At 67.4% G+C, this 20,825-nt stretch carries 19 protein-coding genes; 8 read left to right on the top strand and 11 right to left on the bottom strand.

Features of this window, described 5'->3' with window-relative positions; all coding sequences use genetic code 11:
- Window positions 1–27 precede the first annotated feature (27 nt).
- The 8 genes from gspN to gspG are packed head-to-tail and all read right to left on the bottom strand — an operon-like array spanning window position 28 to window position 5,479.
- Entirely contained in the window at window positions 28–777 is a 750-nt protein-coding gene (gene gspN, locus BAU06_RS25290; protein ID WP_066357221.1) for a type II secretion system protein N, read from the bottom strand.
- Window positions 774–1,376, bottom strand: a complete 603-nt coding sequence (gspM, locus tag BAU06_RS25285; protein WP_066357220.1) for a type II secretion system protein GspM — start codon at window positions 1,374–1,376, stop codon at window positions 774–776. The genes gspN and gspM overlap by 4 nt, the downstream gene beginning before the upstream one ends.
- Window positions 1,373–2,437: a GspL/Epsl periplasmic domain-containing protein gene (locus BAU06_RS25280; protein WP_066357217.1), complete on the bottom strand. Its 1,065-nt coding sequence runs from the start codon at window positions 2,435–2,437 to the stop codon at window positions 1,373–1,375. The genes gspM and BAU06_RS25280 overlap by 4 nt, the downstream gene beginning before the upstream one ends.
- Window positions 2,434–3,480 (bottom strand): type II secretion system minor pseudopilin GspK, encoded by a 1,047-nt coding sequence (gene gspK / locus BAU06_RS25275; protein ID WP_066357216.1) that lies wholly within the window; start codon window positions 3,478–3,480, stop codon window positions 2,434–2,436. Before gspK ends, BAU06_RS25280 begins: the two co-directional genes overlap by 4 nt.
- Window positions 3,477–4,154 carry a PulJ/GspJ family protein gene (locus tag BAU06_RS25270; protein ID WP_197509389.1) on the bottom strand — a complete coding sequence of 226 codons (678 nt, stop codon included), beginning with the start codon at window positions 4,152–4,154 and terminating at the stop codon, window positions 3,477–3,479. The genes gspK and BAU06_RS25270 overlap by 4 nt, the downstream gene beginning before the upstream one ends.
- On the bottom strand, window positions 4,151–4,525 hold the full coding sequence (gspI, locus tag BAU06_RS25265) for a type II secretion system minor pseudopilin GspI (RefSeq protein ID WP_066357215.1): 375 nt from the start codon (window positions 4,523–4,525) through the stop codon (window positions 4,151–4,153). The genes BAU06_RS25270 and gspI overlap by 4 nt, the downstream gene beginning before the upstream one ends.
- Window positions 4,522–4,971: a GspH/FimT family pseudopilin gene (locus BAU06_RS25260; protein WP_066357214.1), complete on the bottom strand. Its 450-nt coding sequence runs from the start codon at window positions 4,969–4,971 to the stop codon at window positions 4,522–4,524. Before BAU06_RS25260 ends, gspI begins: the two co-directional genes overlap by 4 nt.
- Window positions 4,972–5,020: 49 nt before the next feature.
- Entirely contained in the window at window positions 5,021–5,479 is a 459-nt protein-coding gene (gene gspG, locus BAU06_RS25255; RefSeq protein ID WP_066357213.1) for a type II secretion system major pseudopilin GspG, read from the bottom strand.
- A gap of 131 nt (window positions 5,480–5,610) precedes the next feature.
- Here gspG and BAU06_RS25250 point away from each other — a divergent pair, with 131 nt between their 5' ends.
- Window positions 5,611–6,075 (top strand): type II secretion system protein N, encoded by a 465-nt coding sequence (locus BAU06_RS25250; protein ID WP_156770337.1) that lies wholly within the window; start codon window positions 5,611–5,613, stop codon window positions 6,073–6,075.
- Window positions 6,076–6,262: 187 nt separating this feature from the next.
- A complete protein-coding gene (locus BAU06_RS25245) occupies window positions 6,263–8,314 on the top strand; it encodes a hypothetical protein (RefSeq protein WP_066357210.1) in 2,052 nt (683 codons plus the stop codon).
- 79 nt (window positions 8,315–8,393) lie between these two features.
- Here BAU06_RS25245 and BAU06_RS25240 read toward each other — a convergent pair whose 3' ends face one another.
- Window positions 8,394–9,884 (bottom strand): glucosyltransferase domain-containing protein, encoded by a 1,491-nt coding sequence (locus BAU06_RS25240; protein WP_066357209.1) that lies wholly within the window; start codon window positions 9,882–9,884, stop codon window positions 8,394–8,396.
- A 395-nt stretch (window positions 9,885–10,279) separates the two neighbouring features.
- Between BAU06_RS25240 and BAU06_RS25235 the strand changes: the two genes are divergently transcribed.
- The 6 genes from BAU06_RS25235 to BAU06_RS26805 all read left to right on the top strand — a co-directional run bounded on the left by BAU06_RS25235 (window position 10,280) and on the right by BAU06_RS26805 (window position 18,386).
- Complete coding sequence (locus BAU06_RS25235) at window positions 10,280–11,023, top strand: SDR family NAD(P)-dependent oxidoreductase (RefSeq protein WP_066359770.1); 744 nt, start codon at window positions 10,280–10,282, stop codon at window positions 11,021–11,023.
- Between the two features lie 86 nt (window positions 11,024–11,109).
- Entirely contained in the window at window positions 11,110–12,072 is a 963-nt protein-coding gene (locus BAU06_RS25230) for a branched-chain amino acid ABC transporter permease (protein WP_197509388.1), read from the top strand.
- Complete coding sequence (locus BAU06_RS25225; protein ID WP_197509386.1) at window positions 12,069–14,033, top strand: branched-chain amino acid ABC transporter ATP-binding protein/permease; 1,965 nt, start codon at window positions 12,069–12,071, stop codon at window positions 14,031–14,033. The genes BAU06_RS25230 and BAU06_RS25225 overlap by 4 nt, the downstream gene beginning before the upstream one ends.
- Window positions 14,026–14,733, top strand: a complete 708-nt coding sequence (locus BAU06_RS25215) for an ABC transporter ATP-binding protein (protein WP_066357208.1) — start codon at window positions 14,026–14,028, stop codon at window positions 14,731–14,733. The genes BAU06_RS25225 and BAU06_RS25215 overlap by 8 nt, the downstream gene beginning before the upstream one ends.
- Window positions 14,734–14,853: 120 nt before the next feature.
- On the top strand, window positions 14,854–16,086 hold the full coding sequence (locus BAU06_RS25210; protein ID WP_066357206.1) for an ABC transporter substrate-binding protein: 1,233 nt from the start codon (window positions 14,854–14,856) through the stop codon (window positions 16,084–16,086).
- A 2,063-nt stretch (window positions 16,087–18,149) separates the two neighbouring features.
- Window positions 18,150–18,386, top strand: coding sequence for a hypothetical protein (locus BAU06_RS26805; protein WP_156770336.1), 237 nt, complete (start codon window positions 18,150–18,152; stop codon window positions 18,384–18,386).
- Window positions 18,387–18,462: 76 nt separating this feature from the next.
- Here the strand turns inward: BAU06_RS26805 and BAU06_RS25205 are convergent, their stop codons facing one another.
- Window positions 18,463–19,185, bottom strand: a complete 723-nt coding sequence (locus tag BAU06_RS25205) for a GntR family transcriptional regulator (protein WP_066357204.1) — start codon at window positions 19,183–19,185, stop codon at window positions 18,463–18,465.
- A 113-nt stretch (window positions 19,186–19,298) separates the two neighbouring features.
- Window positions 19,299–20,777, bottom strand: a complete 1,479-nt coding sequence (locus BAU06_RS25200; protein WP_066357201.1) for an aldehyde dehydrogenase — start codon at window positions 20,775–20,777, stop codon at window positions 19,299–19,301.
- Window positions 20,778–20,825 lie beyond the last annotated feature (48 nt).

The raw sequence follows: 20,825 nt of genomic DNA, 5'->3' as shown, positions 1-20,825 counted from the left end.
TGCGTTCATTGAAGCTTTACTCGGTGATCACGGAAGTCGCAGTTGGGTGACGCCGTTGCGGTAAGCGCCCAGCGTGTTGAGCAGGGGCTCCAGTGCGTCGCGGGTGGCGGCGTCGGCGTCGGGCGCCGGCCCGGCCTGGCCATCGAAGCGCCAGCGCCCCTGGCGGCCTTGTCCATGGCCTTCGACGCGCAAGGCGCCGCGCACGGTATGCACTTGCAGGTCCAGGCCGCCCGCGCCGTCGGCGGCCAGCGATGCCTGGTAGTCGCCCAAGGGCTGTATGCGCACGCGCGCCGAAGAGGCGTTGGACCAGGTCAGCTGCAGGAGACGGCCCTTGGATGGCAGGTCGCCCAGGTCGAGCGCGGGCCAGGACACCGCCAGTTGGCCGCCCGGTTCCAGGGTGTTCAGCGGCGCGCCCGCGGCGGTCAAGGCCACGGCCGGCAGCGTCAGCGTGCCCTGGCCCAGCCGGGCGCCGCCCAGGCCCGGCGCGATTTCCAGCGGACTCGCCAGCCAGGGATGGACGACGCGGGCGGCGGGGCCGGTGCCGGCGAGCCAATGCCAGTGCCACGTCACCGGCTGCGGCAGGGTGCGCCGCATGCCGGGCGGCCCGATGGCCAGGCGTGCCTGGCCGTTCCACAGCGTGCCGGAGGCATCGACAGGCACCACGATGGCGTCCGCGGGTACGGCGCTCAGCAGCCAGCGCGCGGGCAGGGTCGCCACGGCCGCGGCGACCGCCACCAGAACGGCGGCCACGGGCAGCGGCCAGCGGCGTGTCCTCATGGCCGCGCCCCGATCGCGGCATCGCTGGCGTCGCGCAGCACGAGCGTGCCGGTCGCGCGCGCCGGGATGGGACGGCCCAGGGAATCGCGGGGCCGGACGATATGGACTTGTACGATCCGCAGATGCAGGAAAGCGGGCGCATGCGCCAGCCAGTCGAACAGCGCGGCCGGCGATGCGTCGTCGAAAGCGATGCGCCATGCCTTGTCGTCCGGGGTCTTGCCGACCTGCTGCGTGCCGCCCAGCGCGGCCCGCGCCAGGCTGGCGCGCAGTGCCTCTTCCATATCCCGCGCCGGGATACGGTTGCCCTGTTCGCGCTTCAGGGCCCGGGCTTCCTGGACCAGGGCGTCGACCGCCGCGGCCTGGGCCCGCAAGCGTGGCAGTTCATCGCGCCATCGTTCGATATCGCGCCAGGCCGGGCGCAGCCCCAGTGCGAACACCGCGGCGGCCGTCAGGATGGCCCCCAGCGCGCGCAGCAGGCGGCGCTCGCGCGGCGTGAGCCGGGTCCAGTACCGGGACGCCCGCTCGGCGGTGTCGCGGCAGCGGGCCAGCAAGGGCGCGGGCAGCAAGAGGCGGGGAGCGCGCTGCGCGGATACTTTCATGGCCGCGACTCCGCGGCGAGCCGCGCGCGGCCGCCGGGGTCCAGGCGGTCGGCCAGCCGCGCCGGGGCGATTTTCCACCCACTGCCCGTGGCGGTCAGCACCAGTCCCGCCGTGCCGGCCTGGCGTCGGGCCGCGTCGTCGCGCGACGCCGGCGCGGGGGGCGACTTGTCGCCGCGCTCTATGGAGAGCACGCCGTTCTCGTAGGAAAGCGCGGACAGGTCGAAGCCGCCGGCGGGCAGCATCCGCGCGGCGGCCTGCGCCAGCGGCATGAAATCGCCGTCGCCGGCGACGTCGCGGGCGGCGCGCAAGGCGTCCACGCGTTGTTGCGCCTGCTTGAGCGGATCCACGATCAGGGGGAGTTCGGGAAAGGCGGCGGCCACGCGGTCATGGATGGATTGCCGCAGCGCCTGGCCTTCGGCGGCCAACTGCGCCGCGTGCAGGTTCAGCCCGGCCATCCAGACGATCGAGGCGGTCGCCGACCATATCAGCGGCGCGCGCCAGCGGTGCCGGCCTTGCGCCATGGGACGCAGCTCGGGCAGGGCCAGCGACCACGCCGGCCCGGGCTGCCGCCACCGCGCGTCGGCGGGCAAGGACAGCGCCTGGCCGGCGCGGTCCGCGCGGTCCGGATGCCGGGGCATCACCGCGCTGGCGGGATAGAGCGCCACGACGTTCAGGCCGGCCCGGGCCAGCGTCTCCCACGCCCGCGCCAGCGCGGCGCGGCCGGTCCACGCCACGTCCGCCTGCCCCTCGGCATCGCGCGGGCCGTAAGCGATGGCAAGGTCCTCCGTGGGCGATAAGGTCAATGGCTCCACCAGCGCGACGGCCGCCGCCTGCAGCCGGGGGCCGCGTAGTGGCGGCAAGGCGATGCGGGTTTCGACGGTATCGTGTGGATGCAGGATCGCCTCGACCCGTCCCGGCGGCACCGCGCCGGCCAAGCCCGACAGCGGCAGTTCGCCGCTACGCAGAATGCGTCCATCGCGATCCAGCAGGGCGAAGGGAAGCATCGAGTCGGGCGACAGGTCGCGCAAGGGCGGCAGGGCCAGGCGCAAGGCGGTCTTCAATTCATTTCCCTCATCCAGACGAGGCGCGTGGACTGTTCGTCCCGCTCCAGCAGCGCCTGCATCGCCGCCGTGGCGTGGCCCAGCCGCACGACGCCCGACAGGCTGAACCACAGGCTGTCGGTGGCGATGCCGTCCTTGTCCAGCCTGATCGCCGGGTTCGCAAGGCGGTTCGCGAAGTCGGCGGCGTCGTTGAAATAGCGTCCGCGGTCCCGCTCCGCCGCCATTGCCACGGCCTGGCCCAGGGGCAAGGGGGCGACGACCGCGTAAATGACTTCGGGCGGCGCGGTATTGACGTTGATCGGGCTCTGCTCCGGCAGGACGGTGGCGCAGCAGCGCAGCCGCTGCAGGGCTTCGTCGTCGATGCCCGCGATACCGCGCAGGTCCTCCAGCGATTGCACGCCGGGTGCAAGGGGCGGGCGGACGGCCTTGGCCGTATTGCCCGTGGCCGCGTTGCCGGCGCCCGTGCTCGTATTGCCCGCGTCCGTATTGCCCGTGTTCGTATTGCGGGGGGCCGTAACGCCGCTGCCCGCGGCAGCCGTAGCGCCGTTGTCGACGGCATCGCGCGCGGCCTGCGGCTGGCCTGCCGCGATCCGGCGCGCGATGACGGGCGCGACGGACGGACGCAGGTTCAATGCCTGCAGCAGCCGTTCGAAGGCCACGAGCTGGCGCGGATCCACCTGTCCTTGCACCGCAAGATTCTGCAGGTTGAACTTGCCCTGTTCATCCTCGATGCGGCCGGACAGGAGCGCCGGTTCGGATTCCCCCGGCGGGTCCAGGCGAAGGTCGACGATGGGCAGCGCCCAGGGCTGGTCCATGCTGGTGATGGGGCTGTGGCGGGCGGTCTCGCGCAGTATCCGCGTGGCCCATTCCACCCCGCCCAGCAGCAGCCACCGGGCTTGCGCCCGCGACCGCTCGCTTTGCACCAGGCGCGCGCGTTCGCTTTGTCCGCGCAGCATGGTGCTGGCGATGACGGCGGCGGCGCCGACCACCAGCAGGGCCGCGATCACGGCCATGCCTTGCTGGTGTCGCGAGCGGTGGTTCATGGCAATGCCACCACGCGGCGGTACACCATGGCCTGGCCGCCCACGGGGGCGGCCAGCCGCAGCACGAAGGCCAGGCCGGTCGCCGCCGCGCCGTCGCCGTTGTCCGGCAGCGCGATCCAGCCGCGGCCAGGGATCCAGGCCTGCACGGCGAAGTCCAGCACGCCGTCCAGAACGTCGGCGCCAGGGCCGGCTTCGGGCAGGGGAAAGGCTTGGGCGCCCGGTCCCGCGGCCCGGCGCAGCGCATCGCCGTCGCGCCACCAGCGCACATGCTGCCAGCGGCCGTCCGGCGCGGCGGCGCGCACGATATCCAGTTGCGCGCCGCCGCGCGCCGGGTCGACCCGTAGCGCGGCAGGCAGGCTGCGCCTGACCACCGCTTGCGCCGTGCCGCCGTCCAGCACCGTATCGGGCGCGCGCATCTGCATGTCGCGTTGCAACTGTCCCAGCACGCGAATCAGCGCATCGTCGCGCTCGGCGTCGCGCCGCACGTGATCGCGCGTGCGCACCACGCTGTCCAGTCCGCGCCATGCCAGCACGCTGACGATGGCCAGTAGCGCGATGGCCACCAGGACCTCGATCAGCGTGAATCCGCGCTGGCCGCCACGCGCCGCGGCGGATGGGCGATCCGGCGCCTTGTGGGGCGGGGTGCGCGGAGCTTGCCGGAACTTCGACTTCATGGCCGTCCGCTTATCAGGCCGCGCAGTTGCGCCAGCTGCGGTCCCCCGTCTTCCGCCAGCACGCGCACGGTGACCTGCCGCATATCCTTGTAAGGGGTGGTCTGGATATGCTGCTCGCATACCAGCGCCAGCCCGCCTTGCGGGCATGGCGAGCGCGCATCGTCGGCGGGCGGCAAGGTTTGCCGCGCGCGCAGCTCCGCCAGCGCGTTTTCCGCGGACACCAGCGCCAGCGCGCGGTCGCGCAATTGCGCCTGGCCGGTCGCGATCTGTCCCGCCGCGCGCACGCAGGCCGCCAGCGCGATGGCGATGATGGCCAGCGCCACCAGGATCTCCAGCAGCGAAAAACCCTTCTGGCGGCCACGCGGATTCATTGTTGCAGCGCATAGCGTCCGGAGGCGTCGCGCACGATGGCGATGCGCTGGAAATCGTCGCTGAGCTCGATGCGCATGGGCGGTGCGATCCATTCGGGCAGGAAGACGGCGGACTGGGGCGCATCCATCCGCACGTGGACGTTGACGGCCTCCCAGCGGCGCGGACGCAGGCTTTCGTCGTCCTGGAAGTCGTCCGGCGGCGGGGCTTCGATGACCTGGGCCCGGGCCTCGCCCGGGGTCCACGGCGGCGGCCGCGTGAAGCGATAGCCCTGGCCGTCCGTGTGCCAGCGGATGGCGCGCCCGCCCGCGCGCGCTTCCGTCTGCGCCAGCGCGAACAGCAGCGACAGGCGCCGCGCGTCGCGCGCCAAGGGCTGGTCGTCGCGCTTGGGCTGGGACAGGCCCGCCGCGGTGGTGACAATGGCGATGATGGCCACCACCACCATCATCTCGATGAGCGTGAAGCCCTGTTGCCGCGGTGGCCATCCGGCGGGCCGCCTACAGGTTCCAGGACCCGATGTCCGCGTCACTGTCTTCCCCACCGGGTTTGTTGTCCGCGCCCAGGGAAAACACATCGATTTCGCCTTTTACGCCGGGATTCAGATACTGATAAGGGTGGCCCCAGGGGTCGTTGGGGAGTCGGTCCAGGTAGCTGTGCCAGCCGGGCAGCTTTTCGTCGGCCGGCTGTTGCACCAGTGCCTGCAGGCCCTGCGTCGCGCTGGGATAGCGCCCGTTGTCCAGCCGATAGAGCTTGAGCGCCTGCAGGATGCTGGAGACGTCCTGGCGCGCGGCCACCGCGCGTGCCTGGTCGGGACGACGCAGCAGATTGGGCACCACCAGGCCCGCCAGAATGCCCATGATCACCACCACCACCATGATCTCGATCAGGGAAAATCCGCGCTGGCGGGCGCGCTGTCCTGTGCGCCGGCCGCGATGCGGAGAGCCGCAAACTTTCATGTGAATCATCCTCGGTTCCGGTCCTGTTGCGGGCTGGCCGGGAGGCGGGGCGCCTTGCGTTTCGCTGTCACAACAAGTTAGGAGTTCTGTCATATGCGGGCCCTATCATCGTGGGTCCGAATGACAGCGATATGTCCATTTCTCTCCGCCCGGCCTGGCGTTACATGCCGCTACGTATCGATCCCGCCCGCGCCGCGCGTCATGCCGTGGTCCTGGTCCTGGCCGCCGGCGTGGGCGCCTGGGGCGCCGTGCTGCTGGCCCCGCCGGCCCGCGCCCTGCCGCCCATGCTGGACGCGGCGCGGCCGGCCAGCGGCGACACCGCCGCCGTGGCAAGCTGGTTCGGGACGTCGGCGGCGCCAGTCAAGGTAAGCGTGCTGGGACTGATATCGGCGGGAACGCACGGCGCCGCCATCCTGGCGATAGACGGCGGCGAACCGCGCGCCTATCGCGTCGGGCAATCGATCGTGGACGGCGTCACCTTGTCCAGCGTGGAGCGCGCCGGCGTGGTGCTGGAACAGGCCGGACAGCGCATCCAGGTGGCGGCGCCAGCGGAACCCCCCCTGGGAAGTCCGGGCATCGTGCCGGTTCGCCGATAGCTTTGGGACGGAGCAGGCTGCGCATCGGCGATGTGCCGGTGGGCCCCATCGGGTTGGGCGTCAAAGGCAATGGTGCCGCCGCACAATCGGTTGAAATCCCGACGGCAGCCGGTGTCAACGACACTGTATAAACGTACAATCCTTTCGGGCCGGCGGCCATGCCAGCCAGCGTCAAAGGATCCCTTCAATGAGCATGAACACCGACCTCGCCGGGCGGTTGCGAAACACGCCACTGCCCCGCAGTCACGGACTCTTGCCCTTGTTCGAGGCCGTCGTTAATTCGATCCAGGCCGTCGCGGCATCCGGCCTGCAACCCGCTGATGGCGAGATAGTCGTTGATATCCTCCGTGTTCCGCAGCAGCCGATGCTCCTGGACGCACAAGGGCGACGAGGTGCACCGCCACAAGAACCTATCATGGGCTTCAAAGTCCGCGATAACGGCTGCGGATTCGACGACGCGAACCTGCAGTCCTTCCAGACGCTCGATTCCGCATTCAAGGCTGCCGAAGGCTGCCGCGGCGTCGGGCGTCTTCTGTGGCTGAAGGCATTCGATTCGGTTCGAGTAGTCAGCGACTTTTACGGGACGAGCAACGTGCTTCTCCGGCGGGCGTTCAGTTTTACCGTGGCTAAAGGAGTCGACGGAGTCACGCTGGCAGACGCGCCATCGGGCGTTAATGGACGGCAAACCGAAGTTTGCTTGCAGGGGTTCAGGAAGGAGTATCGGGACCGAGCGCCTAAGACGGCGCGAACGATTGCCAACGATTTGTTCGAGCACTGTCTGTGGTATTTCGTGCGAGATGGTGGTGCACCGCGTATCAAGGTGCTGGACCAGGATGAGGCAATTTCGCTGGATGACGTATACGAACAGTACATGTTCTCGTCGGCTCAACGGCAATCGTTGACCATCAAGGGACACGCCTTCGAGGTCACGCACTTGAAACTCAAGGCTGCCGAGACAAGAGAACCGTTTATTGCGTGGTGTGCGGCTGGCAAAGTCGTGAAGAAAGAAAGTATCGTCGGCAAGATCGCTGGTCTGCACGGGCGTATCGTCGAGGATGGTGGCGCTTTCGTCTATGCCTGCTATATGACTTCGCCATTCCTGGACCAGCACGTACGTGCGGAACGGATCGGGCTCGACATCGACGAGATCAGCGCTGACTTGTTCGAGGCGACCGACCTGGGGTTGGCCGACATCCGGTCGGCAGTCCTGGAATCGTCCAAGAGTTTTCTCGCGCACTATCTGAAGGAAAGCCGTGTAGCCGGGCGCGAACGCGTTGATAGGTTCGTTGCACAGCGTGCGCCGCGATATCGCCCTATCCTCGGCAGGATCGATGATGAAAAACTAAGCGTCGATCCTTCCATTTCGGACAAGGACCTGGACTTGTTCCTTCACAAACAGCTGTCCGAAATAGAGGGAAGTCTGCTTGCGGAAGGCCACTCGATCATGAATTTCGGAGCGGACGAGACGCCCGAAACTTATCTCAAGCGGCTCAACGAATACCTGTCCAAGGCGGACGACATCAAGAAGTCGGACCTTGCCAGCTATGTCTTCCATCGAAAAATCATCCTGGACATCTTGCAGCAGGCGGTGCAGCGGCGGGATGATGGGAGGTACGCGCGGGAGGAGCTGATTCACGACGTCATCATGCCGATGCGGAAAACATCGAATGATGTTCTGTTCGACAGTGCCAACTTATGGCTTATCGATGAACGTTTGGCATTCCATGACTTTCTTGCCTCGGACCGGCCGCTGTCGACGTTGCCGATCGTGAGAGTGGGACAGGCAAAGGAGCCCGACCTTGTTGCGTTGAATGTCTTCGACGAGCCTTCGCTTTTTTCGGAAGGGCAACGCTTGCCTCTCGCCTCCCTTGTCGTCGTCGAGATAAAGCGCCCGATGCGTAACGATGCTGCGATGGGAGAGGAGAAAGACCCGATCGAACAGGCGCTTGGCTACCTGGACCGCATTCGAAAAGGACAGGCTCAGACCGCGACCGGGCGGCCGATCCCGCGTTCCGAGGAGATTCCGGGCTTCTGTTACATCATCTGCGATATCACGCCATCAGTGGAAAGGCGCTGCAAAATGGCGCAGCTCAAGGCGACGAGTGATTGCCAGGGTTATTTTGGATACAACGACAATTACCGCGCCTACATCGAGGTGTTGTCCTATGACCGCCTGCTGAACGGTGCACGAGAGCGGAATCGGGCGTTTTTTGACAAGCTCGGTCTTCCAACCAATTAAACGCAGGTGCCCGGTGCACGCGGTCGGCGTTTCGAATGCGCGCAGGGTTGCGGCAGTTTGTTGACCCAGGCCGGTCGCCTCAGGACGCCGGCGCAAAGGACACGATAGCGATATCGCCGTCCAGGAAGACCCGGTAGTCGCGCGCCACGGACACCGCCTGCGTTTGCGGCGCCGCGCGGGGCGCCGACGCTTCGTGTGCCGTATCCACCCCGAAGAGCCGCAGTTCCTCGTAGGCCCAGCCCCAGCCTTCCGTCAGGTGCACCGGGACCAGCGTGGCGATCAGCGGATACTTGCGGATGGTGTGCCGGACCACCACCGAATGCCCCAGGCTGCCTTGCAAGGCATATTCCGTGATGCGGTGCTGCGCGCCCAGGCGGCTGAGGTCCGCAGACACCTGCGCCGCCACGCGGTTTTCGAATTCCTTCTGCAGCTTGAGCGAATCGCCATACACGAAGCAGAAGGTCAGCAGGCCGTAGACCGGCACGGCGAACCCGGCCACCTGCCAGCGCGGCGCCAGGCGCAGGCGGTCCAGCGCGGTCCAGACGAACAGCAGGCCGGCGGCGCCCAGCGCGCCGAAGCCGATGGCCACGCGCGGCGCGTAGACCGGCACCCGCAAAGCCAGCATGGGTCCCCAAGGCGCGATGAACAGGGCGGCCGGCAGCAGCGCGATGGCGGCGGCCATGGCGATACGCCCCGGCATCGACGCCGCACGCCAGGACAGCGCCAGATAGCGGACAGCCCAGTACAGCGCCACCAGCGTGCCGCCCGCCATGAACCACAACAGGGGCTTGGCCCACAGCCCAGGCAGCATGTCCACGACATAGCGCCAGAAGCCGGCCAGGTTGCGCTGGGCGATGGCCGCCAGGTCGCCGGCGGAGGCGATGGCGCCATGGGCGGTGGCGTAGTGGCCTTTTACGGTGACGGCGACGACGGCCTTGTAGGCCGCCAGCGCGCAAAGCAATTGCAGGCCCCGCATGCCCAGCATCGCGGCCAGCTCGCGCATGGGCCGCAGGTCTCGCTGCGCGAGGACGAACTCCGCCACGGCGAAAACCAGGAAGACGTTGAGGGCGGGCTGGTACAGGCACAGGGTGGCGAGCAGCGCGACCGCGCCCAGCAGGGCGCCCCAACGCACGCGCGGGATCGCGGTGACGGCCAGGCAGGACAGCGCCGTCGCCAGCGTCATGGGCAGCACGTCGAACTTGTACGACAGGTTTTCCAGGAAGAAAGGGCTGGCCACCATGGGCGCCAGGATCAGCGGCGCGCGCCAGGTGCCCGGTATGCCGAATTTCCGCGCCAGCGTGACGGCCAGGTAGGCGAGCAGCAGCAGCGCCAGCAGCTGGGGGAGGGGGGACAGGTCGGAGATGGGCGCGCCCAGGTTCAACGTCTCGACCACCAGGTTGGAGAGCGGCCTGCCGTCGGAAGTCCACCCCAGGTAGCCCGTGCGGGCGCGTCCCAGGTCGTCGATATAGAAGCGGTCCGCATGGATGATGGGGTAGATCACCAGGCCGTATAGCAGCAAAGCCGCGATGAACACTTTCTGGCGTGGCGGGGAAGAGGCGGGGGACTGCATACGGTGAGGCGATGTCCGCGACGTGTCACAAAAAAGCCGCAATTAGAGCAGCCCGTTCGTCAGGCTTGCGTCAAATTTCGGGGTGGTTTGTCAGTGGCCGGACGGGTGGGAATGTCTTTCTTTCGCTTTGCTGTCTTTTCCACGCTTTGATTGCAAGCGAACCGCCTTGCCGCGCGGTGGCGGTGGGCGGGCGGACTCTCCGCGCGCCCGCACCCGGAGAACGGTCCTCCACAAGACGGACCGCGCCCATCGCTGACCGGGGATGCCGTCGGACTCCGGGATCACCCCAAGGGCGCGAACCGCCCATCCCGTTGTGTAATCGAGAATGCAATAATACAATCATCGTCTAATACGATAAGTAAATGCCAGGCAGCACCGAAGGCAATGGAGCGGACATGGACAGACTTCAGGGCAAGGTGGCGGTGGTAACCGGCGCGGCAGGGGGCATAGGCCGGGCGATCGCCCAGGCGTATGCGCGCGAAGGCGCACGCGTGGGAATGCTGGACAACAATGCGGAACTGCTGGAGCAGGCCGTGGCGGAAACGCCCGGCGCCCAGGCGCTGGCCTGCAATGTGGCCGACCGCGGGGCGGTGCTGCGCGCGATCGGCGGCTACGCCGAACGCATGGGCGGCCTGGACGTGCTGGTCAATAACGCGGCGTATTTCCACTACGCCCCATTGACGGAAATGCCGGAGGACGTCGTCGACCGGATGATCGACGTAGGCCTGAAGGGCGCCTTGTGGAGCCTGCAGGCGGCCACCCCGCACCTGATCGCGCGGGGCGGCGGCGCGGTGATCAACCTGTCTTCGGTGGCGGTGACCATCGCCATCCGGCACGCCGCCGTGTACAGCGCCATCAAGGGCGCGCTCGATACGCTGACGCGCCAGCAGGCGGTGGAACTCGGCGCCCACGGCATACGGGTCAACGCGCTCGCGCCCGGGCCGGTAATCACGCCGGGCGCCAGCACGGTCATCGATGCGCAGGGCTGGGAAACGCGACGCCAGAAAACGCCGCTGAAGCGGCTGCCCACGGGGGAGGACATCGCCGCGGCCGCCGTGTTCCTGGCCAGCGACGAGAGCGTGACGGTGGCCGGCGTCACCCTGAAGGTGGATGGGGCCTTGACGATAAGCGGCTACTGAGCCGCCCCCCTTAGCGGGCCCGCGGGAGCTCGAAGCCACGACAGGCGCGTGGCCACCATAACAACGCGTTGCTGCGAGGAGACGCGATGACGGAACTGCAGATACAGCTGGAGGCCTTCCTACAGGCCTTGGCGGCCGGCGTGGCGGTGGGCGCGCTGTACGGCCTGATGTGCGTGGGGCTGGCCATGATTTTCGGGATCATGCGGGTGATCAACTTCGCCCAGGGCGACCTGATGATGCTGGGCATGTACGTCGCCTACTTCTTCTTCATCGCCCTGGGTTCCCACGTGCTGGCCGGGTCGCCCTTGGGCGCCTACCTGTCCATCCTGCTGACCGTCCCGGTCATGTTCGCCGTGGGCTATCTGGCCCACCGGCTGTTGATCTCGCGTGTGACGGGCGGCCGTACCGCCGCGCTGGAAGGCGAGGGGCATTATGCGCAGCTGATCCTGACGCTGGGCATCGCGCTTATCCTGCAGAACGGCGGCATGATGCTGTTCGGCCCGCAGCTGGTTTCCATACGCACGCCGGTGTCCAGCAGCGCCTGGGAGATCGGGCCGCTGTGGGGCGACTTCGTCAGTATCTTCGTCAACAAGGGCCGCGGCATCGCCGCGCTGATCTCGGCGGCGACGATCCTGCTGCTGATCGCCCTGGTCAACCGCACGCGCCTGGGCAAGTCGCTGCGCGCCGCCGCCGACAATCCCGTGGCGGCCTCCTACATGGGCATCGACGTCAACCGCGCCTATCGCATCGCCTTCGCGCTGGGGACATGCGTGACGGCCCTGTCCGGCGGCCTGCTGGCGACCAATTTTCCCTTCCATCCCTTCGTGGGCCTGGAATTCGTGATCATCATGTACGCAGGCGTGGTGCTGGGCGGCATGGGCAGTATCTCCGGCGCGTTCTGGGGCGGCATGGTGATTGGGCTGGTGCAACAGCTGTCGGCGCTGGTATTGCCCACGCAGCTGCAGAATGCCGCCATCTTCGTTTTCTTCCTGCTGATCGTGACCCTGCGTCCCCAGGGGCTGTTCGGCCGCGTGGCGGAGCGCACATGAACGGGCCGCGACATTTCTGGTGGCTGGCGGCGCTGGCGGTGGGGTATCCCGCCGTTGCCCTGCTCGTCGACAACACGTATCACCAGCTGATCTTCACGCTGGTGCTGGTCTGGGCCTGCTTCGGCCTGTCGTGGAACATGCTGAGCGGCTACACGGGCCTGGTGTCCTTCGGCCATGCGGCCTTCTTCGGCCTGGGCGCCTATGCCACGGTGCTGGCGCAGATCTACCTGGACCTGACGCCCTGGCTGATGATTCCCGTGTCGGCCGTCATCGGCGCCGCCGCGGGCCTGCTGGTGGGCCTGCCGACGTTCCGCTTGCGCGGACACTACTTCGCGCTGGCGATGCTGGCCTATCCGCTGGCCCTGCTGTATGTCTTCGAGTGGCTGGGCTACCAGGAAGTGACCTTCCCCATGAAGCGCGAGAACGCCGCGGCCTATATGCAGTTCTCCAACCCCGGGCTTTATACCGTGGTGGCGATGTGCATGCTGGTCCTGTTCGTGGTGCTGACACGGTATGTGGAGCGCACCCGCTTCGGCATGGCGCTGATCGCCATCAAGCAGAACGAGGCGGCGGCGGAAGCCGCGGGCATCGACACCTTGCGCTGGAAGCTGAAGGCGATCGCGCTGAGCGGCGCCATCGCGGGGGCCACCGGGGCCTTCTACGCCGTCGTGCTGCTGGTGGTGACGCCGGTGTCGGTGTTCGGCATGCTGGTTTCGGCGCAGGCGCTGACGGTGGCGATGTTCGGCGGCGTGGGCACCGTGTGGGGGCCCATCATCGGCGCGGCAATCCTGGTGCCCCTGGGCGAGATCCTGCATGCGGAGCTCGGCGCGCGCTATCCCGGCATACAGGGCGTGATCCTGGGCATCGCCATCATCGCGGTGATCCTGGCGGCGCCGGAAGGGGTGTTCTGGAAGACGCGCGATTACCTGCGCCGCCGCGCCGGGCGCGACGGCCGCGGCCCTGTTGTCGCGGCCAGGGGCGGCGCGCCGGACGAGCGCCGGACGGCTGCCCCGGCGCCGGCCATGGGCAATGGCCACGCGGCGCCGGCGGGCGCCGGCAATGCGATGTCTTCGGCCCTGCGCGGCATGGCCGATGGCGCGGCGGCATTCGTGCCGATGGCCTTCGAGACCCTGCCTGCGTCCGAAGCGTCGGCCACGCTGGCCGTCGCGGCCGACGCGGCCCGGCGCGGCGCCGCCCAGGGCCAGGCCGGCGCGGGGGCATCGGGCAGCCAGCCCATCCTGGAAGTCCGCAACGTGTCGCGCCGCTTCGGCGGCTTGCAGGCGGTGCGGGACGTCAGCTTCAGCGTGCGGCGCGGCATGATCCTGGGCATCATCGGCCCGAACGGCGCCGGCAAGACGACGCTGTTCAACCTGCTGAACGGCTTCCTGCGGCCCGACACGGGCGTGGTGCGCGTCAACGGCGTGGACATGGCCGGACGCAAGCCGCACGTGCTGTGTGCCGCCGGCATGGGACGCACCTTCCAGGTCATGCGGCCCTTCATGCGCCTGACGGTGCTGCAGAACGTACAGGTGGGCGCCTATGTCAAGGCCCACAACGAGGCGCACGCGCGCGAGCTGGCGCGCCAGGCCGTGGCGCGCGTGGGGCTGTCCGATTGCGCCGACCAGGTCGCGTCCACGCTGACCACGCGCCAGTTGCGGCTGATGGAGCTTGCACGGGCCCTGGCGGGCCAGCCCGAGCTGCTGCTGCTGGACGAAACGCTGGCCGGCCTGGGACACGGCGAAGTCGACGACGTGCTGGCCGTGATCCGCTCGCTGTCCCGCGACGGCGTCACCATTGTCATCATCGAGCACACCATGCAGGCCATGGTGCGCCTGGTGGACCAGTTCGTCGTGCTGGACCATGGCGAGGTGCTGGCGGTGGGCGACCCGGCGTCGATCACCCGCGACACCCGCGTGGTGGAGGCCTACCTGGGCAAGAAGTGGAGCGCCAAGGATGCTTGAGATCCAGAACCTCGTGGCCGGCTATGCCGCGCTGCCCGTGCTGCACGAAGTGTCCATCCGCGTCGAGGCCGGCGAGTTCGTTTCCATCGTCGGCCCCAACGGCGCGGGCAAGAGCACGTTGTTCAAGACCATATCGGGCACCGTGGGCGCGATGTCCGGCGCGATCCGCTTCGACGGCAAGGACCTGCTGTCGATTCCCGCCGCGCAGCGTCCGCACCTGGGTATCGCGCACGTGCCGGAGGGCCGCCAGGTTTTCGCGTCGATGACGGTGCAGGAGAACCTGGAGATGGGCGCCTACACGGCCGCGGGCCGGCGCGACTGGGCCCGCAATCTGGCGCGCATCTACGAGTGGTTCCCCGTGCTGCCGCAGCGCGCCCGGCAACTGGCGGGCACCTTGTCGGGCGGCGAGCAGCAGATGCTGGCGATAGGCCGCGGGCTGGCGTCGTCGCCGCGGCTGCTGATGCTGGACGAGCCCTCCATGGGCTTGTCGCCGGCGATCGCGGATTTCATCTTCGAGCGGCTGATCGACATACGGCGCGACGCGGGCCTGACAATTCTGCTGGTGGAACAGCGCGTGGCCGAGGCCTTGCAGTTCGCCGATCACGCCTATGTGCTGGAGACGGGCCGGGTGGCCTTGTCCGGCACGCACGAGACACTGCAGGCGGACGACCGCGTCCGCCGCGCATACCTGGGAATGTGACGCAGCGCTTGAGAACCGCTGGCGGCTGACGCCAACGCAACCGCTACCCGGGCCCGCCTTGCGGGCCCGCCAGGCGGGCCAACCCTTGAGACCCGCTGGCCGGGCTAACAGGAGGAGACAATGAAGACCTTGACGATACCGCGCCTGCTCGGCGCGGCGGCCCTGTGCGGCCTGATGCTGTCCGCCGGCCTGCCGGCGCCCGCGCGGGCCGCCGATCCGACACCGGTCAGCGTGGGCCTGATCGCACCGATGTCCGGCCTTTACGCCCGCCCCGGGCAGGTGATGCGGATGGGGGCGGAGATGGCGGTAAAAGACATCAACGCCCAGGGCGGCATCAAGGCGCTGGGCGGCGCGCCGCTGAAGCTGGTGGTGGTGGATTCCGGCGATTCGACGGAGAAAGCCAAGAGCGCGGCGCAGCGCATGGTGGCAGACTATCCGGACCTGGTGGCGGGAACGGGGGCCTATCTGAGTTCGTTCACGCTGGCCGTCACGGAAGTGACGGAACGCGCCAAACTGCCGATGCTGACCCTGTCGTATTCCGACCAGATCACGGGACGGGGCTTCAAGTACATCTTCCAGACTTCCGCCACGGCGGGCCGCCAGGCGGAAATCGCCCTGCCTATCATCCTGGAGCTGGCGGAGAAGGCCTCGGGCAAGCGGCCGAAGACGGTGGCCATCCTGACCGACAATACGGCGGCGTCGCTATCCTCTGTGAAGGCGATGAAGGACGGCTTGCTGCAGAAGAACAATCTGGAGCTGGTGGTCGACGAGACGTTCACGCCACCGCTGTCGGACGCGTCGTCGCTGATCCAGCGGGTGCGGTCGCGCCGCCCCGACCTGGTCTTTTTCCTGCCGACGGTGATTTCGGACGCGAAGCTGATTCTCGAAAAAATGAACGAGACGAACGTGCGGATCCCGGTAATCTCGTTCGGCATCGCGATCGCCGAGCCCGATGTACTGAACACGGTAAGCCCCCAGTTGCTGAACGGGGTGATGTCGGCGGTGGCAAACTGGGGGGCGAAGGGCCAGGAAGGGCTGATCCAGCGGATGAAGACGGAGTACAAGGAACCCTGGATGACCCAGAACGCCATCTCCACCTACGGCGATATGTGGATCATCAAGGCGGCCCTGGAGAAAGCAGGCAAGGCCGACCGCGAGGCCGTGGCGCAGGCAATGCGCAGCCTGAACGAAGGGCCGACGCCTTACTTTCCGGGCGGCGAGCTGAAATTCGACGAGGCGGGTCACCGGCTTGGGGCATCGCTGACGATCATCCAATGGCAGAACGGCGTGCCGGTGACGGTATTTCCTGAAAATCTTGCGCTGGCGCAGCCGATCTGGCCGGGCAAGAAATAGACATCGCGATGGTGGGGGGGCGGGGCTTCATTGTCCGAGATACGGGTTCGTGGGTGAGGGCGCGGATGATGGTGGCTGAGCGGTATCTTGCGCTTGTCGTCTGAGGGTGCCGTATCAGGTTGTCTTGCTCATTGCCGTCTGTTGGGGGTGTCTTGGTCGTGCCGTCCGTTGTGGATGTCTTGGTTATGCCGTCCGTTGTGGATGTCTTGGTCATGCTGTCTGTTGCGGATGTCTCGGTCATGCCATCTGTTGCGGATATCTCCGTCATGCCGTCCGTCGGTGGAGATGCCTGGCGTGTCCGGCCCGGTCGGCCGGTCCAGCGCCTTCGCGCTGGACTACCGCATCGTCTTCCTCGTCCGGCGGCCGAAGGGGCGGTGGTTTTCTAGCGGCTTTTTTGCCCGGCCGACCTCCCTACGGAAGCCCTCGCGCGGCCTCCGACGGGCCGGCCCCGCCAGGCATCTCCCCCGCCGGACTCACGGGTTGCCTTAGAGTCGGTCGCTGGGGCGGTCGGTGTTCTTGGCCCTTCGTGGGCCGTGTTTCCGGGTTAAGGAAGATCTTGCGTTGCCCGTCGTTTTCGGGCCGCCCTGCGCGGCCCAAAAACGCCTACGCGGTTGGGGCATGCGGTGGTTGCTGTTAATGCGACGGGGAGTGTAATTCGACGGTTGCTTGTGATGCGACGGTTTCCGGTGACGCGAGGGGCGTTGGTAGTGCGACGGTCCTTGTAATGCGACGGTCCTTGTAATGCGGCGGGCGTTAGCAGTGCGACGGTCCTGGTAATGCGACGGGCGTTAGTAGTGCGACGATTGCTGGTAATGCGGAGGTCGAGGAACTGGAGTGGAATCTTGGCCCGCGCAAGGGTGGGGGAGACAAGGCGGTGTGGCGGGCCGCCCCACGGCCCGCCACACCGTGGCACCGAGGCTTGCCGCGGATGCTGGCATAGGTGCCGCCTGCCGCTCTCGCGATTGCAGGGAGTGTGTGTACTGGCCAGACTCGATGGCGGCGGTTGATATCGCGGAAGCCGCCACGTTGCGCCCGCAGCCACGTGGCCGCAATGGGTTCGCGCGGCTGCTCAACCCGTCTCGCATTGAGACCAGGCGCGCGTCGAGCGCCAGTCGTATCCTGCTTCCTGGCGTATGCCCTGAATGCCGACGTGGCGATTTTCGACGGCCTGCTTGGGTCGCCAACGACTTACAGGTCGAATCGATGTGGGACGGTATTCGCGCGCGGCGACGAAACCGCCGTTCGCCATCCATGCTTCGTTTTGGACATGTCAGGCCTCAAGCACAAAATTCCTGACACTCCCGCGCTTTGTCTTGGACGACTGAGGTAACGGCCACACACACAAAATTTCTGACACCCTCGTCCACACACAAATTTTCTGACACCCTCGCTGCCCCTATGCCTGCGCCACTTATGGCAGCACCGACGCCATTGGATAGGGCTGCAACCGCTTATCACTGACGGCCGCGCCTATGCCACCGTCCGTGGCAAGCTTCGGTGCTACGGTGTGGCGGGCCGGCGGGCGGCCCGCCACACCGCCTTGTTACCCCCCAACCTGCGCGGGCCGAGATTCCACTCCGATTCCCCGATCGCCGCATTACCGGGACCGTCGCATTACCAGGACCGCCGCACTACCAACGCCCGTCGCATCACAAGCAACCGTCGTATTACCGGCAACCATCGCATGCCCCGACCGCGTAGGTGTTTTTGGGCCGCGCAGGGCGGCCCAAAAACGACGGGCAACGCAAGATCTTCCTTAACCCGGAAACACGGCCCACGAAGGGCCAAGAACACCGACCGCCCCAGCGACCGACTCTAAGGCAGCCCGTGAGTCCGGCGGGGGAGATGCCTGGCGGGGCCGGCCCGTCGGAGGCCGCGCGAGGGCTTCCGTAGGGAGGTCGGCCGGGCAAAAAAGCCGCTAGAAAACCACCGCCCCTTCGGCCGCCGGACGAGGAAGACGACGCGGTAGTCCAGCGCGAAGGCGCTGGACCGGCCGACCGGGCCGGACACGCCAGGCATCTCCACCGACGGACGGCATGACGGAGATATCCGCAAGAGACGGCATGACGGAGATATCCGCAACAGACAGCATGACGGAGATATCCGCAAGAGACGGCATGACGGGAGATATCCGCAACAGACGGCATGACGGAGATATCCGCAACAGAGAGCATGACCGAGACATCCACAACGGACGGCATGACCAAGACATCCGCAACGGACGGCATGACCAAGACATCCGCAACGGACGGCATGACCGAGACAACCTGGACCGCCCGCCAGGAAAACAACCGGCATGAGCAAGACACCCAGGGACAGCCGCCCGCCAGAGACCACATGAGCAGGCCGACCCCGGCCCGTGATTCGATCCTGCCTTCAGGATGCCGCCGCGGATTCCTCTTCCGCCGCTTCGTCACCTTGCCGCAGCACCTCGATGGCGACTTTTGCGGCGTTGCGGACGTGGAGGCTGCCGGCGCGCCGGGCGGCTTTGCCGTCTCGTGCGGCCAGCGCATCCATCACGTCGGAGAGTTCGGCGACGCTTTTCTTGGCGCGTCCCGGCGCCTGCATCGACGTGGATCGCAGCAGCATTACGCGGGAATTGAGCAGGCGCAGCGTTGTTGTCAGCGCCTCGTTCCCCGCGCCATCCAGCAGTTGCTGGTAGAAGAAATTCTTGGCGGTCAGCCGTTCCAGCGCCGTTCCGTGCGTCATCGCCCGCTTCAGTGCCTGGAAGGCTTCCTGCAGCGCCTTGCGCTGGGCATCGCTGGCATGTTCGGCGAAGAGTTGGCAGGCCAGGCCTTCCAGTTCCTCGCGGACCTGGTAGATGCCTTCGGCCTGCTCCGGCGACAGCCGGTCCACCACCGGCCCCCGGTGCGGGATCACATGGATGAGGCCTTCGGATTCCAGTTGGCGCAGCGCTTCGCGCACCAGCGTGCGGCTCACCCCTGTCATCTCGCAAAGCTCGCGTTCCGGCAGCCGTTCGCCCGGCCGGAAACGGCCCACCAGAATGGCGTTGCGTATGCTTTCGGTAACGCTGTGCCGCAGTACCGAGGCGGCACGCGGCACTTTGAAATCGCCTTCAGGCGCGGCAACGGCGTTCATGCGTGAGTTCGGAAAATGGCTGGCCGCATAACGGCAATGGGAGGCATTTTAACTGCTCCCGCGCCCGCCGGCGCCCTGTTGCAATGTTCGCCCGCATCATGTTGCGCGAATGCCTAACGCATCACGAAGGGATTGGGAACGTCGCCGCCCGTGCTTATCCAGACGCTTTTCTCCTGCAGGTATTCGCGGATGGCCGACAGGCCGCTTTCCCGGCCGATCCCGGACCGCTTATAGCCGCCGAAAGGCGACAGATAGCTGGTGGCGCGGTAGGTATTGACCCATACCGTGCCGGCCTCCAGCCGGCGCGACAGGTTCAGCGCGCGTCCCATGTCGCGGGTCCATAGGCCCGCCGCCAGGCCGTAGCGCGTGTCGTTGGCGATGCGTATCGCCTCGTCGTCGCTGTCGAAAGGAATGACGCAAAGCACCGGCCCGAAGACTTCCTCCTGGGCGATGCGCATATCCGGCTTGACGTCGCAGAAGACGGTGGGCTCGACGAACCAACCGCGTCCGCATTCCGGCCGGCTGCCGGGCGTGCCGCCCAGCACGCAGCGGGCGCCCTCCGCGCGGGCGACGTCGATGTAGTCCAGGATTTTTGCCAATTGCGGCTGGGTCGTGACCGGGCCGATCTGGGTTTCCGGCAGGGAGGGATCGCCCATGCGGGCGGTGCGGGCGAAGGCGATGAGTTTCTCCACGAAGGCGTCGTGGACGTCGCGGTGCACCAGGGCGCGCGAGCCCGCGATGCAGGTCTGGCCCGTCGCGGCGAAGATGCCGGAGACCGCGCCCTTGACGGCGTTGTCCAGGTCGGCGTCGGCGCAGACGATGTTGGCGGATTTGCCGCCCAGCTCCAGCGTGACCGGCTTGATGCCGCGGGCAGCCATTTCGTAGACGTGCTGGCCGGTCTGGTCGCCGCCGGTAAAGGCCACCTTGGCGACGTCCGGATGCGTGACCAGGGCCTCGCCGATATCGCTGCCCAGGCCGCTGACGATGTTCACCACGCCGGGCGGGAAGCCGGCTTCCTCGAACAGGCGGCCGAAAACCAGGGCCGAGACGGTGGAATGCTCCGAAGGCTTCCAGACCACCGTATTGCCGGCGGCCAGCGCCGGCGCCAGCTTCCAGGTGGCCAGCAGCAGGGGCGAATTCCATGGCGTGATGGCGGCCACCACGCCCAGCGGCTCGTCGCAGGTGAAATTGAAGCAGTCCGGCTTATCGATGGGAATGACGCGGCCCTCGATCTTGTCGGCGAGCCCGCCGAAGTAGTAATACCACTGCGGCATATAGCGCAGCTGGCCGCGCATTTCGGAGATCAGCTTGCCGTTGTCGCGGGTCTCGATGGCGGCCAGTTCGTCGGCGTCGCGCGCGATCAGGTCGCCCAGCCGGCGCAGCAGGGCGCCGCGCGCGGTGGGGGTCAGGCCGCGCCACGCGGGATCCCGGTAGGCATTGCGGGCGGCCTGAACGGCGCGGTCCACATCCTCGGCGCCGGCGCGGGGCACGCGCGCCCAGGCCTGGCCGGTATAGGGATTGAAGGATTCGATCCACCGGCCGTCCTGGGCGTTGACCCAACGGCCGTTGCATAGCATCTGGAAATCCTGCATGGCTGCTCCGTATAAGGCTGTGTGCGATGTGGCGTGCGTTTCAGGTGC

Source organism: Bordetella bronchialis, from assembly GCF_001676705.1.
Lineage (GTDB): Bacteria > Pseudomonadota > Gammaproteobacteria > Burkholderiales > Burkholderiaceae_B > Bordetella_C > Bordetella_C bronchialis.
Note: the sequence above shows the minus strand (reverse complement) of the source record. Positions and strands in the feature narration are given on the sequence as shown.